Origin of the sequence: Aliirhizobium cellulosilyticum (assembly GCF_014198105.1) — a bacterium.
Taxonomy (GTDB): domain Bacteria; phylum Pseudomonadota; class Alphaproteobacteria; order Rhizobiales; family Rhizobiaceae; genus Neorhizobium; species Neorhizobium cellulosilyticum.
On the sequence record NZ_JACIGW010000001.1, the window covers coordinates 386,181 to 400,607 of the forward strand.

At 59.5% G+C, this 14,427-nt stretch carries 12 protein-coding genes; 9 read left to right on the forward strand and 3 right to left on the reverse strand.

Annotation, left to right across the window (positions count from 1 at the left end; translation table 11 throughout):
• Nucleotides 1-6: 6 nt before the first annotated feature.
• A complete protein-coding gene (locus GGE33_RS01655) occupies nucleotides 7-1,776 on the reverse strand; it encodes an SLC13 family permease (RefSeq protein ID WP_183821007.1) in 1,770 nt (589 codons plus the stop codon).
• A 245-nt stretch (nucleotides 1,777-2,021) separates the two neighbouring features.
• Here GGE33_RS01655 and GGE33_RS01660 point away from each other — a divergent pair, with 245 nt between their 5' ends.
• The 4 genes from GGE33_RS01660 (at nucleotide 2,022) to GGE33_RS01675 (ending at nucleotide 5,705) form a co-directional block, all read left to right on the forward strand.
• Nucleotides 2,022-3,143, forward strand: a complete 1,122-nt coding sequence (locus GGE33_RS01660; RefSeq protein WP_183821008.1) for an ABC transporter substrate-binding protein — start codon at nucleotides 2,022-2,024, stop codon at nucleotides 3,141-3,143.
• A 206-nt stretch (nucleotides 3,144-3,349) separates the two neighbouring features.
• Nucleotides 3,350-4,339, forward strand: a complete 990-nt coding sequence (locus GGE33_RS01665) for a FecCD family ABC transporter permease (protein ID WP_183822241.1) — start codon at nucleotides 3,350-3,352, stop codon at nucleotides 4,337-4,339.
• Nucleotides 4,339-5,097: an ABC transporter ATP-binding protein gene (locus tag GGE33_RS01670; protein ID WP_183821009.1), complete on the forward strand. Its 759-nt coding sequence runs from the start codon at nucleotides 4,339-4,341 to the stop codon at nucleotides 5,095-5,097. The genes GGE33_RS01665 and GGE33_RS01670 overlap by 1 nt, the downstream gene beginning before the upstream one ends.
• Nucleotides 5,098-5,162: 65 nt before the next feature.
• Complete coding sequence (locus tag GGE33_RS01675; RefSeq protein ID WP_183821010.1) at nucleotides 5,163-5,705, forward strand: glutathione peroxidase; 543 nt, start codon at nucleotides 5,163-5,165, stop codon at nucleotides 5,703-5,705.
• 41 nt (nucleotides 5,706-5,746) lie between these two features.
• Here GGE33_RS01675 and GGE33_RS01680 read toward each other — a convergent pair whose 3' ends face one another.
• Nucleotides 5,747-6,517 carry a TerC family protein gene (locus GGE33_RS01680; protein ID WP_183821011.1) on the reverse strand — a complete coding sequence of 257 codons (771 nt, stop codon included), beginning with the start codon at nucleotides 6,515-6,517 and terminating at the stop codon, nucleotides 5,747-5,749.
• A 107-nt stretch (nucleotides 6,518-6,624) separates the two neighbouring features.
• Complete coding sequence (locus GGE33_RS01685) at nucleotides 6,625-7,320, reverse strand: TetR/AcrR family transcriptional regulator (RefSeq protein WP_183821012.1); 696 nt, start codon at nucleotides 7,318-7,320, stop codon at nucleotides 6,625-6,627.
• Between the two features lie 133 nt (nucleotides 7,321-7,453).
• Here GGE33_RS01685 and GGE33_RS01690 point away from each other — a divergent pair, with 133 nt between their 5' ends.
• The 5 genes from GGE33_RS01690 (at nucleotide 7,454) to xylA (ending at nucleotide 14,404) form a co-directional block, all read left to right on the forward strand.
• Nucleotides 7,454-8,659 carry an HlyD family secretion protein gene (locus GGE33_RS01690; protein WP_183821013.1) on the forward strand — a complete coding sequence of 402 codons (1,206 nt, stop codon included), beginning with the start codon at nucleotides 7,454-7,456 and terminating at the stop codon, nucleotides 8,657-8,659.
• 58 nt (nucleotides 8,660-8,717) lie between these two features.
• Nucleotides 8,718-10,319: a DHA2 family efflux MFS transporter permease subunit gene (locus GGE33_RS01695; protein WP_183821014.1), complete on the forward strand. Its 1,602-nt coding sequence runs from the start codon at nucleotides 8,718-8,720 to the stop codon at nucleotides 10,317-10,319.
• A 148-nt stretch (nucleotides 10,320-10,467) separates the two neighbouring features.
• Complete coding sequence (locus tag GGE33_RS01700) at nucleotides 10,468-11,493, forward strand: LacI family DNA-binding transcriptional regulator (protein ID WP_183821015.1); 1,026 nt, start codon at nucleotides 10,468-10,470, stop codon at nucleotides 11,491-11,493.
• Between the two features lie 22 nt (nucleotides 11,494-11,515).
• Nucleotides 11,516-12,970: a xylulokinase gene (xylB, locus tag GGE33_RS01705; RefSeq protein WP_183822243.1), complete on the forward strand. Its 1,455-nt coding sequence runs from the start codon at nucleotides 11,516-11,518 to the stop codon at nucleotides 12,968-12,970.
• A gap of 123 nt (nucleotides 12,971-13,093) precedes the next feature.
• Nucleotides 13,094-14,404 carry a xylose isomerase gene (gene xylA / locus GGE33_RS01710; protein WP_183821016.1) on the forward strand — a complete coding sequence of 437 codons (1,311 nt, stop codon included), beginning with the start codon at nucleotides 13,094-13,096 and terminating at the stop codon, nucleotides 14,402-14,404.
• Nucleotides 14,405-14,427: the final 23 nt, after the last annotated feature.

The window sequence follows — 14,427 nt, forward strand, 5'->3', positions numbered from 1 at the left end:
TCGGGGCTAGGCGACCGGCCAAACATAGAGCAGGGCCGGAATACTGACGAGGATGATGAGGAAGGACAGGGGCAGGCCGAGGCGGGGGTAATCGGAGAATTTGTAACCGCCCGGACCAAAAACCAGCGTGTTGCACTGGTGGCCGACGGGGGTGAGGAAATCGCAGCCTGCGCCGATCGCAACCGCCATCAGGAAGGCCTCGGGCTTGAAGCCGAGACTGGTGGCAAAGCTTGCCGCGATCGGCCCCATGACCAGCACCGTTGCCGCATTGTTGAGGAAGGGAGTGACGGCCATGGCGGTTATGAGGATGAGGCCAAGGGCGCCCCAGGCAGGCAAGGTGGCCGCGACCTCGCCAAGCCAGCCGGCGATGAGGTCACTGCCGCCTGTCGTGCGCAGGCTGTCGGAGACGGGAATGAGCGCTGCCAGCATGACGAGGATCGGCCCGTCGACGGACTTGTAGAAATCGGTCAGCGGTATGCAGCGGAAGACGACCATGCCGAGGGCTGCGGCGAAGAAGGCGACCGGAACCGGGGCGAGGCCGACGGCAGTAGCCGCCATAGCGAGCGCAAGGATGATGAGCGGAATGAAGGCGCGGCGCCGGGTGCCGAGCAGCACTTCCCGCTGGGCTAGGGGCAGGAGGGAGAAATCCTGCATGATGGTGGGCATGGTCTTTCGCGAGCCCTGCAGCACGATCACGTCGCCGGCCGCAAGCGTCAGGCTGCCGAGACGCTCCTTCAAGCGTTCGCCGTGGCGGCTGATTGCCAGAAGGTTGACGCCGCGTGTGTAGGAGAGTGCCAGTTCCTTGGCGGAGAGACCCTTCAGCGGCGATTCCTGGCTGATGATCGCCTCGACCGATATGATGTCGCCCTGCGCCTGTTCGCCGGTCAGCGGCTTGCCGGACAATTGCAGCTTGGCGTTCGAGACAATGCGGTCCAGCGCCTTGGATGGGCCTTCGAGCATCACGATGTCGTTTTCCCGTAGGCTCAGGTCCGGGAATGGCGCCATGCGGGCGGTGCCGCGCAGCACGGCATTGGCAATCACTTCGCCATCGCCAAGTTTCAGCAGTTCGCCCAGCCGTTTTTCGAGCACGGTGGATTGCGCCGTCACCATCACTTCCGAGGTGTAGTTCTTGATCTCGACGGCTTCCTCGATCGAGTGGTTTTCCTTCGTGCGGCTAGGCACCAGCCAGTGGAAAAAGAGCAGGAAGGTGATGCCGACGAGACAGAGGATGACACCCATCGGGGTGAAGTCGAACATGGTGAAGGACTGGCCGGTCAGCTCTTCGCGGATGCGTGAGACGACGATATTGGGCGAGGTGCCGATTTGCGTCATCAGCCCGCCGAGCAGCGCCGAAAAAGCCATCGGCATCAGGTATTTCGACGGCGAGGCACCGGATTTCTTGGCGAACTGGAAGGCGACCGGCATCATGATGGCCAGCGCACCGATATTCTTGATGAAGGCGGAGAGAACCGCCACGACGATCATCAACAGCGCAAGCTGGGTGTGCAGCGTGTCGAGATTCGGGAAGAACTTCTTGATAGCCAGATCGACGATACCGGATCGGGCAACGCCCGCCGAGACGACCAGTGCCGAGCCGACGATAATGACGATGTCGTCGGAAAAGCCGGAAAATGCCTGGTCGGTCGGCACAACACCGAGCGCCACGGCCAGAACCAGCGCGCAACAGGCGACCACATCATAGCGAAACCGATCCCAGATGAACACTGCCATCATCGCGGCGATGACGGCGAAGGCGAGGATCTGCTGGGTTGTCATGCGGCTCCGGGGGGTATGCGTACGGCGAGGTGGGTGGTTTCGAGTGAGGCAATAATGCCCGAGAGGCCTTATCGTTTCAAACGCGGATGCGAGATATCGCCGATTTGTACAATTCTACTGCGAATTGGGTGTGGTCGTCAGGATCTGTCCATTTTTCAAGTAAAAGTTGATTGTTTTGCTCAGGAAATAGGCGTAGGTCCGCGACCGGGAGGAGATCTGATGCAACGGACACACAGAGGACACCCATGAGACCGATCGTATTTTCCGCCTTTGCCCTTGCGCTTGGTGCATCCACCGCGTTTGCCACCGACTATCCGGCAACGATCACCGATGTCGCTGGCCGCACCGTGACGATCGCCAAGAAGCCCGAGCGGATCATTCTGCAGGATGGTCGCGACATGCTGACCGTTGCATTGCTCGATCGTGATAACCCCTATGCGCGTGTCGTCGGCTGGAGCTCCAATTTCGTCAAGTCGGATCCGGGCACTGCCAAGCTGATGGACCAGGCTTTCGGCAAGGCGCCGCCGGTGATGAGCCTTTCCGAGGACGGTGAAACTGATCTGGAAGCGGTCATTGCGGCCAAGCCTGATGTTGTCGTCGCTCAGACGCGGGCGCAAAAATCCTTCAAGGAAGGCGGTATCGAGGACAAGCTGAAGGCGCTCGATATCCCGGTCGTCTATCTGGACGTGATGGAAGAGCCGGTCGGCCACACGACGGAAAGCGTCGAAGTGCTCGGCAAGGTCATGGATCGCGAGAAGGAAGCCGGCGAATACGTGTCCTTCTACAAGCAGCACCTCGACCACCTGAACGACGTCATCGCCAAACAGACCGTGTTTCCGAACGTCTTCGTCGAAGCGAAGGCCGGCAACAAGGGCGACGGGTGCTGCTTTACCCATGGTGATACCGGCTTCGGCAAGCTGGTGACCTCGCTGAAGGGCAACAATATCGGCTCGAAGCTGCTGCCGGGCCAGACGGGTACCGTGTCGCTCGAGGCGCTGCTCGGCTCCAACCCGCCGGATGTCTACATCATGTCCGGTTCGCAGTGGACGAACCCGGAGAATTCGGCGGCTCCGTTCGGCTACAACGTCACGCCGCAGCAGGTTTCCGCAGCACTCGGCAAGCTGGAGCAGCGCGACGGCTTTGCCGCGATGAAGGCGGTGCAGGATGGCCGCGTCTACGGTCTCTATCACCAGTTCTACAACCATCCCTATAACATCGTCGGCCTCGAATACATGGCGAGTTTCATGTATCCGGAAGCCTTCAAGGATCTAGATCCCGCCGCAACATATGCGACGCTGATCAAGACCTTCACCAAGATTCCCGATGCACCTGTCGTGCTCGGCGCCTCGGCACCGGTAACGCAGTAATTTTCTGGAGCAGCTTCGCCTTCCTCGGAACGCGAGGCTGCTCCATCTATCTGTTTCCACGCAATTCCTACCGAAAGACCGGTGCTTCGTACCGCTGGAATTGCTCTCAAGCATCGGAGCATCGTGTGAGTATTGCCGAACACAATCCGCCAGTCCTGCTGGCGGAGGCGGAGCGTGCCTATCATGGCAAGATCCGCGTGAAAGTGATGATGCTGATCGTTCTTGCCGTGGCACTTTGCGCCGCTGCAGTGATCGATGTCTGTGTCGGGTCTTCCGGTCTGTCGCCGAGTGATGTGCTGGCCGCGATCTTCCAGCCGGAGAGTGTCAGCCGGGGCGTGCGGGCAATCGTCGTCGATGTGCGGCTACCCTATTCGCTAATGGCTCTGCTTGTCGGTGCTTCCCTGTCGCTTGCCGGGGCCGAGATGCAGACCATTCTCGACAACCCGCTGGCAAGCCCGTTCACGCTCGGCGTGTCGTCTGCCGCATCCTTCGGCGCGGCGCTTGCCATCGTGCTGCAGCTCGGTATTCCCGGCTTGCCGCCGGAGTGGTTCATTCCCGCCAATGCCTTCATCTTCGCCTTCGGTTCGGTCCTGTTGCTGCAGGCGCTTTCCGGCCTGCGCGGTGCGGGTGTCGAGACGCTCGTGCTGTTCGGCATTGCGCTCGTTTTCATCTTCAATGCGCTGGTTGCCATTATGCAGTTTGTTGCTTCCGCCGAGGCGCTGCAGCAGCTCGTCTTCTGGAGCATGGGGAGCCTCACCCGCTCGACCTGGACGAAGCTGCAAATCATGGCGCTGGTCATGGCCTGCGTCGTGCCTTTCTCGATGGCTGCCTGCTGGAAGCTGACGGCGTTGAGGCTCGGTGAGGATCGGGCGCGTTCCTTCGGCATCGACGTGACGCGGCTGCGCTTCTTCTCGCTGCTGCGTGTCAGCATTCTGGCGGCCACCTCTGTCTCCTTCGTCGGCACGATCGGGTTCATCGGGCTTGTCGGCCCGCATCTCGCCCGGCTTCTGGTCGGCGAGGATCATCGTTTTTTCCTGCCGGCAAGCATGCTGTGCGGCGCGCTGGTCATGGCGCTCGCATCGGCCGCCAGCAAGATCATCGTGCCGGGCGTGCTGATCCCGGTCGGTATCGTCACCTCGCTGATTGGCGTGCCGTTCTTCCTTGCCCTGATTTTCAGCACGAAGGGGAAGGCCTGATGCTTTCGGTCGAAAAACTCTCTGCCGGTTACGGCAAAAAGCCGGTCCTGACGGATGTCGATATTTCCGCGATGCCGGCCGGGACGATCACCGCGTTTCTTGGCCAGAACGGCGCCGGCAAGTCGACGCTGCTGCGTTCGCTGGCGGGCCTTCACAAGGCGGGCGGCGTGCTACAGCTGGATGGTGTCGACATCACGCGGCAATCGCCGGCTCAGCGCGCAAGGGCGATCACCTATATGCCGCAATCCCTGCCGCAGCGGGTGGCGCTGACGGTGCTGGAGGCAACAATCGGGGCACTTCGTGCTTCGTCGCGCGATCAGGATGCGGTCAAACGTTCGCTTGCCGTTCTTGATCGGCTCGGCATCAGCAATCTTGCCATGGCGCAGCTGGACTCGCTCTCCGGCGGCCAGCGGCAGCTTGCCAGTCTTGCGCAGGCGCTGGTGCGCAAGCCGCGCGTGCTGCTGCTCGATGAGCCGACCTCTGCGCTCGATGTTGCCCATCAGATCCGCGTCATGCGCACAATCCGCGAGATTACCGAGGAACAGGGGATCATCTCTATCGCAGTCCTGCACGATCTTGGTCTCGCCTGCCGCTGGTCTGAGCGGCTTGTTCTTCTGTCCGGCGGCCGCGTCGTATCCGACGGTGAACCGCAACAGGCGCTGACGCCCGATGTTCTCAACCAGGTCTATGGGGTTACTGGCCGTATCGAGCGCTGTTCACGCGGATTTATCCAGGTGCTGATCGACGAAGTGGCATGAGTGATGGACAAGCCGGATGCGCGTATTAAGCTGGCGGGCATCTGCATTGCCTTGAGGAGTTTTCCATGACCGACATTCTTTCCATTCCCGTCAAGCGTACTGACGGGAGCGAGACAACGCTTGCCAGCTACAAGGGGCAGGTCATGCTGGTCGTGAACGTGGCTTCCAAATGCGGGCTGACCAAGCAGTATGAAGGTCTGGAAAAGCTCTATGAGGACAAGAAGGACAAGGGGTTTGTCATCACGGCCTTCCCGGCCAACAATTTCAAGGGTCAGGAACCCGGCACGGATGCCGAGATCGTCGAATTCTGCCAGCTGACCTATGACGTGAAATTCCCTATCTTTTCGAAGATTTCGGTGAAGGGCGAGGACAAGCATCCGCTCTACAAGGCGCTCACCGGCTCAGGCGTCGCGACGACCGGCGACGGCCCGATGAAGGAACGGCTGAGAGGTCATGGCATGGAGGTTGCCGATGACGCGGAGATCGTCTGGAATTTCGAGAAATTCCTGATCGGCCGCGACGGCAAGGTGGTTGGGCGTTTTGCGCCGGATGTGACTGCCGATGACAGCCGGTTGGTCGAGGCTCTCGATCACGAACTGGCAAAATAGCGGGAATAAAAAAGGGCGCCTTAGGCGCCCTTTTCCTTGGATCAATGCAGTTTGGTGCCGCCGCCTTTGGCCTTGTTTTTGGCCTTGGCGTTTCTGGACCACATGTTGAGCATCTCGACCAGAGCCGAGAAAGCCATGGCGGCGTAGATGTAGCCCTTCGGCACATGGACGCCGAAACCTTCTGCGATCAGTGTCGCACCGATCATCAGCAGGAAGCCGAGTGCGAGCATGACGATGGTCGGGTTGCGCTCGATGAAGTTGGCGAGCGGGGTGGCTGCAAGCAGCATGACGGTGACGGCTGCGACGACGGCGACGATCATGATCGGCAGGTGCGGCGTCATGCCGACTGCAGTGATGATGCTGTCGATCGAGAAGACGAGGTCGAGGATGAGGATCTGCACTATCGCGGTGCTGAAGCTCATTTTCACAACTTCTGCGCCGGCGCCGACCAGATCTTCCTTGTGATCGATCGTATCGACCGAGTGATGGATTTCCTTGGTCGCCTTGTAGACGAGGAAGAGACCACCTGCGATGAGGATCAGGTCCTTCCAGGAGAAGGGCTGTCCGAACACCTCGAAAATCGGGTTGGTCAGCTGGACGATCCAGGCGATCGTGCCGAGCAGGCCGAGGCGCATGATAAGGGCCAGACCGATACCGATCTTGCGTGCCTTTTCGCGATGCTCAGGCGGCAGCTTGTTGGTCAGGATGGAAATGAAGATCAAGTTGTCGATGCCGAGCACGACTTCCATGACCACGAGTGTTACGAGCGCTACCCAGGCCCCCGGGTCTGCTAAGAGCGCTGCTATGTCCATCCATGTCTCCTGTTTTCAATCAAAGGCGGTAAATGCCCGCCGCATTTGGGGGCTTTCAGCCTAAAAACAAGAGGAGGTTGCGCCTATCAAGCGACAATTTGCCTAGTTCAGACGACCTTGGCGATCACGGATTTGTTATCCGATGCATAAGCTGCCATGAAAACGCGGATGGCGCCGCGTATAACACGTTCAATCTCCTGTCGCGACGGTGGCTTTGGCATCGTACCGAAAAGGCGGAATTTGAAGAAGCTGCCGCTGACAAGATCAAGGAACTGGCCGGCGGCGAGATCGAGATCGTCGATCTCCAGCGTGCCGGCGGCGACGCCCTGACCCAGATAATCGTGCAGGACCGTTCTCAGATTCTGTGGGCCGCGGAAAAAACGGGAACAGAGATCGGGCATGCGTTCACGAACCCCGAGCACCGTGCGCATCGCGGTGACTACCTTTTCGTCGGTCATGTGTTCGAGAAAGGTGACGCCGAATTCGTAAAGGCCCTTTTCGATATTTTCGCTTTTGGCCAACACAGTCCTCATGGAGCCGAGAAAGGCCTCGCGTTCCATCTCGACCATGGCGACGAACAGGTCTTCCTTATTGGCAAAATAGACATAGATCGTCCCTTTTGAGACGCCTGCCTCCCGGGTAATGTCATTCATGCTTGCTGCATCAAAACCCATGCGCATGAAAACACGCTTGGCACCGTCGAGGATCTGCTCGCGCTTTACGGGGTCCTCGCCCGCTGCAAAGCGGCCGGATACCTTCACGGTTTCCTTAAGCAAGACCTTTTTTAACCCTTTCGGCGTCATTTTTTCCATTTCCAACTTTTTTCGAACCGGTTGGTTCGATCTGGACTTGATATGTGGCAAAGAAGGCTCTATGTCAACGCTCCGAACTGATCGGTTCGATTGGTTTCAACCTCCTTCAACGACGGTTATACCCATGACGGCTTCTAAAAATGCCGGCGCTCTGCGCACAGTAAAAAGCGATGACATCGACGTGAGCAAGACGCAGGAGCAGGGCGATGCAAGCCCTGCTGCGGCTGAGGCTAGTCCGGCTGCGCCGGCACAGTCGCAGGCTCCTGCCCAGACGGCAGATGCACCGAAGAAAAAGAAGCGCGGTTTCGTGCTTCCGGTTGTCGTGCTTGCGCTTCTCGCCGGTGGTGCTTGGTATGGCTATGAATGGTGGACCACCGGCCGTTTCATGGTGTCGACCGATGACGCCTATATCGAAGGCGACATCGCCACGATTTCTCCGAAGGTCACGGCTTTCGTTGCCAAGGTGAATGTGGTTGCCAACCAACAGGTGAAGGCAGGCGACGTATTGGCCACGCTTGACAATGGTGACTATCAGAATGCGCTCGATCAGGCCAACGCGGCGATCGAGACCGAAAAGCTGTCACTCTCGCGTATCGATGCGCAGGTCGAAGGTGCGGAAGCCAGTCTTGCACAGGCACAGGCTTCGAAGGTTGCGCTCGAAGCCGCCGTTCGCGGCGCAGAGATAACCCAGAAGCGCCAACAGGAACTTGCCACCAAGTCGGTCGGCACGGCTGCCGATCTCGATAGCGCCAATGTGGCTCTTGATCAGGCTCATGCCAATCTTGTCGGTGGCGAGGCGGCGATCAAGTCGGCCCAGGCCAATATCACCATCCTCGAAGCGCAGCGCAACGAAGCTGAAAGCTCTATCCGAACGCTGGAACTGCAGCGTGACAAGGCGGCCCGCGATCTCTCGTTCACGGTGCTCAAGGCTCCTTATGACGGCGTTGTCGGTAACCGCTCGGTTCAGGAAGGCGATCTTGTTTCGCCGGGCCAGCGGCTGATGGCGCTGGTTCCGACCCGCCAGCTCTATATCGATGCCAACTTCAAGGAGACCCAGATCCAGCATCTGGAGCCGGGCTCCAAGGTGAAGGTGCATGTCGATGCCTATGGCGACGACCCGATCACCGGCACGGTGGGTTCGATCTCGCCGGCTTCCGGTTCGGTCTTCTCGCTGCTGCCGCCGGAAAACGCGACGGGTAACTTCACCAAGATCATCCAGCGCGTTCCGGTTCGTATCGCACTGCCGCAGGATGCTCTCGACACGGGTCGCCTTCGGGCTGGCTTAAGTGTCGTGGTCGATGTCGATACGCGCACTGCGCCGAAGAACTAACAGCCGATTGTCCGGCTCCTCGTCAAACAGGCCCTGAGCGAAGGGCGGAGGTGGTCCCATGGCTGGGAGCGCAACAACAACTGCAGGATCAGTGCCGGCCGCTTCCATGCCGGCAGACGAGCCAATGGATCGGAGAAAGCTGATTGCTTTCTTCGCCATGGTGCTCGGCATGTTCATGTCGATCCTCGATATCCAGATCGTTTCGGCTTCGTTGTCTGAAATCCAGGCGGGCTTGTCCGCCGGTTCGGACGAGATCGGCTGGGTGCAGACATCCTATCTTATTGCGGAGGTCATCATGATCCCGCTTTCGGGTACGCTCGCGCGGATCATCTCGACACGCTATCTCTTCGCCGCTTCCGCTGCCGGTTTTACGGTTGCAAGCGCGCTCTGCGCCACGGCGACGAATATCGATCAGATGATCGTTTATCGCGCCATTCAGGGCTTTATCGGCGGGGGCATGATCCCCTCGGTATTCGCTGCGGCCTTCACCATCTTCCCGCCGTCGAAGCGCGCCATCGTCTCGCCGATCATCGGGCTTATCGCTACACTTGCGCCAACCATCGGCCCGACTGTCGGCGGCTATCTTTCCCACGCCTTCTCCTGGCACTGGCTGTTTCTCGTCAATATCGTTCCCGGCATCATAGTCACGATCGTTGCGTGGAACTTCATCGACTTCGACAAGCCGGAGCTTTCGCTTCTCAAGAAGTTCGACTGGTGGGGTCTCTTTTCCATGGGCGTCTTCCTCGGAGCGCTGGAATATGTGCTGGAAGAAGGGAATTCCAACGACTGGTTTAACGACCACCTGATCGTCATCGGCGCGATCGCTTCGGCTGTCGGCGCCATGGTTTTCTTCTATCGGGCTTTCACGGTCGAGTTCCCGGTGGTGGACCTGACGGCTTTCGCCAATCGAAACTTTGCGCTGGGCTCGATTTTCTCCTTCGTGATGGGGATCGGGCTTTACGGGCTTACCTATATCTACCCGGTCTATCTGAGCCGTGTGCGTGACTATGACAGCCTGATGATCGGCGAGACGATGTTCGTCTCGGGCCTGGCGATGTTCTTCACCGCGCCGATCGCCGGCAAGCTGTCGACGATCATGGACCTGAGAGCGATGATGGTGCTGGGTTTCGTCAGCTTCGGTGCGGGTACGTACATAATGACCGGTATCACCGTGGATTGGGACTTCTACGAGCTGTTCATTCCGCAGATCCTGCGCGGTTTCGGCCTGATGATGTGCATGGTGCCGATCAACAATATCGCGCTCGGCACGCTGCCGCCCGCCCGTATCCGCGGGGCATCGGGCCTGTTCAACCTGACGCGTAACCTCGGCGGTGCGGTGGGGCTGGCGATCATCAGCACCGTGCTCTCCAACCGTCAGGACGTGCATTACGAGCGGCTGCGCGAGCATCTGGACTGGGGCAATCCGACCGCCGTCGACCAGTTGAACAGCATGACTTCCAATCTCAACGCAGCCGGACTGGATGGTGCCACCGGCGCGATCCGGCAGATGGTCAATCTCGTCACGCAGCAGGCCGTCGTCATGTCGTTCAGCGACGTCTTCCTGATCCTGACCGTGCTGTTCGGGCTGATGGTGCTGGGCGTCGCGATGATCGAAAAACCTTCGCCGCAGATCACAGGGCGAAGCGGCGGCGGCCACTGAGCGTTCAGCGAAATTTTCAGGAAACCACCGCCGAAAAGGGGCCGTTACCGCAGGGCGACGGCCCCTTTTCAAACGCGTTTTCCGATCGCGGTGATTTTCTGATTTACGTACCTCAAAAACTGAGATAGGACGCTTCACGGAGGAATTCATGAAGCCCACCGTCCATGATATCGCGCGCAGCGCAGGCGTCAGCCTTGCGACGGTCGATCGCGTTCTCAACGGCAGGCCGGGCGTTCGGCATATCACACGTGAACGGGTCGAGAAGGCAATCTCCAGTCTCGGTTATGTGCGCGATGTGGCCGCGGCCAATCTCGCCAAGGGGCGAACCTATTCCTTCGTCTTCGTGCTGCCGAATTACGACAATTCGTTCATGATCGGGATCCGCGACGAGGTGCATGCCGCAATTTCGCGGTCCGGCGCGGAGCGCACGCAGATCCGTATCGTGGAAGTGCCGCCCTTCGATGCCGCAGCATTGGCAGACGCGCTCAATCGTATCATTCCCGACAGGCCTGATGGCGTTGCATTTGTTGCCGTTGAGGGCGCCGAGGTGCATGCCGCGGTGGCGGGGCTGAAGGATGCCGGCATTGCCGTTGTCACGCTCGTCTCCGATCTTCCCGGATCGGAACGGGATCATTTCGCCGGTATCGACAATCATGCGGCGGGACGCACGGCGGCCAATCTTCTCGGCCGGTTTACCGGCGGGCGCAACGGCAGGATTGCCGTCATCGCCGGATCGATGCTGGTGCGCGACCATCGTGAACGGCTGGAAGGATTTCTGGCGGTCATGGGCGAGAGTTTTGCACGGCTGGACGTGCTGCCGGTGATGGAAGCGCGGGATAACCCGGCTCTTACGGCTGAGGTCGTTTCGGCAGCGTTGAGGCGTTATCCCGATATTATCGGTCTTTACAGTCTGGGTGCCGGCAATCGCGGCATGGTGCATGCGCTGCGTGAGGTCGCCCGCGAGGCGCGGCCTGTGGTGGTCGCTCACGAACTGACCGGAACGACGCGTGCGGCACTTGCCGAAGACCTCATCGATGCCGTGCTCAATCAGGATGCCGGCCACGAGGTACGCAGCGCCATCCGCGTGCTGAAGGGCAAGGTGGAGGGCCTGTCGGTGATTGCCGCACAGGAGCGTATTCGTATCGACATATTCCTGAAGGACAACATGCCCTGAGGGCAGGATGAAAGGACAGTACATGTATCTCGGTCTCGATCTCGGCACTTCCGGCGTCAAAGCGATGCTGATCGATGGCGACCAGAAGATCATCGGCTCGGCGAGCGGTGCGCTCGACGTTTCGCGCCCGCATTCCGGCTGGTCCGAGCAGGATCCAGCGCATTGGGTTCGCGCCTGCGAAGAGGCGATTGCAGGCCTCAAGGCTGCGCATCCGGCGGAGCTTTCGGCGGTGAAGGGCATCGGTCTTTCCGGCCAGATGCACGGCGCGACATTGCTGGATGCAGAGGACAATGTTCTGCGGCCGTGCATTTTGTGGAACGACACACGCTCCTTCCACGAGGCGGCGGAACTCGATGCCGATCCGCGTTTTCGGGCGATCACCGGCAATATCGTGTTTCCCGGCTTTACCGCGCCGAAGCTGGCCTGGGTGAAGAAAAACGAGCCGGAGATTTTTGCCAAGATCGCCAAGGTGCTGTTGCCGAAGGACTATCTGCGTCTCTGGCTGACAGGCGAGTATATTTCTGAAATGTCCGATTCTGCCGGTACCTCCTGGCTCGATACCGGCGCGCGCAAATGGTCGTCCGAACTGCTTGCGGCGACCGATCTTTCGGAGGCGCAGATGCCGTCTCTGGTCGAAGGGACCGATCAGGCAGGCAAGCTGCGCGGCGAGCTGAAATCCAAATGGGGTATTTCCGGCGATGTGGTCGTGGCGGGCGGGGCAGGCGACAATGCCGCTTCGGCCTGCGGCATGGGTACGGTGAAGGAAGGGCAGGCTTTCGTCTCGCTCGGCACGTCCGGCGTGCTGTTTGCTGCCAACGGTTCCTATCTGCCGAAGCCGGAAAGCGCCGTTCATGCCTTCTGCCACGCTTTGCCGAATACCTGGCACCAGATGGGCGTCATCCTTTCGGCTGCAGATGCGATCAACTGGCATGCGAAGGTGATGGGGAAATCGGCGGCAGAACTGTCCGGCGAACTCGGCGATACGCTGAAGGCGCCGACCGGTGTCACCTTCCTGCCCTATCTTTCGGGTGAGCGCACGCCGCATAATGATGCGGTTATCCGCGGCGCGTTTATCGGCCTCGAACACGAGTCGAGCCGTGTGGTCTTGACCCAGGCGGTGCTGGAAGGCGTGACCTTTGCGATCCGCGACAATCTCGAGGCGCTGAAATCCGCGGGAACCTCGATTTCCCGTGTGACGGCGATCGGCGGCGGTTCGCGCTCGCGTTACTGGCTGTCCTCGATCGCGACCTCGCTTGGTGTTCCGGTCGATATTCCGGCTGACGGAGATTTCGGTGCGGCCTTCGGTGCAGCCCGCCTCGGTCTGATTGCGGCGACGGGGGCCGATCCGGTTTCTGTCTGCTCTGCACCGAAGACGGAGGCGACGATCGATCCGGTTTCTGCGCTGTCTAATGCCTATGAGGCTGCCTATTCGCGTTACCGCGCCGCCTATCCGGCAATCCGGGCGATTGCCGGCTGATTTTATCGGGGAGGGGGTAGACCCCTCCTCAAAAACCGAGCCGGAATATAAGCATTTTTTGGCTCACAATGAGGTACGTACCTCAATTTAAGTTTAGAGAAGCTTTCCAAGGAGGAAACACATATGAGCACAGGATTTTTCGGCGATATTTCGAAGATCAAGTACGAGGGACCGGACAGCACCAATCCGCTGGCCTATCGCTTCTACAATCCCGATGAGATTGTTGCGGGTAAGCGGATGGAAGATCATCTGCGCTTTGCCGTAGCCTACTGGCACTCGTTTGCCTGGGAGGGCGGCGATCCCTTCGGTGGACGCACATTCGACCGTCCGTGGTATGGCGACGAGATGGGCAAGGCCAAGCTGAAGGCCGATGTCGCGTTCGAAATGTTCTCGCTGCTCGGTGCTCCCTATTACTGCTTCCACGATGCCGACGTTCGCCCCGAGGGCAAGACGTTTGCCGAGAACACCAAGAACCTCAACGAGATTGTCGATTACTTCGCCAAGAAGCAGGAAGAGACCGGCGTTAAACTGCTCTGGGGCACGGCGAACCTGTTTTCCAACCGCCGCTTCATGGCCGGTGCCTCGACCAATCCGGATCCGGATGTGTTTGCCTATTCGGCTGCGACCATCAAGACCTGCATGGACGCGACGATGAAGCTCGGCGGCGAGAACTATGTTCTATGGGGTGGTCGCGAAGGTTACGAGACGCTGCTCAATACCGACCTGAAGCGCGAATTCGACCAGATGGCGCGGATGCTGCATATGGTGGTGGAATACAAATACAAGATCGGCTTCAAGGGCCAGATCCTGGTCGAGCCGAAGCCGCAGGAGCCGACCAAGCACCAGTATGACTATGACGTCGCGACCGTTTACGGCTTCCTGAAGAAGTACGGCCTGGAAAACGAAGTGAAGATGAATATCGAGCAGGGCCACGCGATCCTTGCCGGCCATACGTTCGAACATGAGCTGGCGCTCGCTGCCGCTCACGGCATCTTCGGTTCGATCGACATGAACCGCAACGACTACCAGTCCGGCTGGGATACCGACCAGTTCCCCAACAACGTTCCGGAAATGGCGCTGGCCTATTATCAGGTTCTGCTCGCAGGCGGGTTTACCACCGGCGGTACGAACTTCGATAGCAAGCTGCGTCGCCAGTCGATTGATCCGGCCGACCTGTTGATCGGCCATATCGGCGGCATGGATTGCTGCGCCCGCGGCCTGAAGGCTGCTGCCAAAATGGTAGAAGACGGCGCGCTGTCGAAGCCGCTCAGCGATCGTTATGCCAAGTGGGACAGTGCGGATGCGCAGAAGATGCTGCGCGGCGAATTGAAGCTCGAAGAGATCGCCGCCAAGGTGGAGCGCGAGAACATCAATCCGGAACCGAAGTCGGGTCGTCAGGAATATCTGGAAAACGTCGTCAATCGGTATGTTTGATGTGATCAGGCCAAATTGCCTCG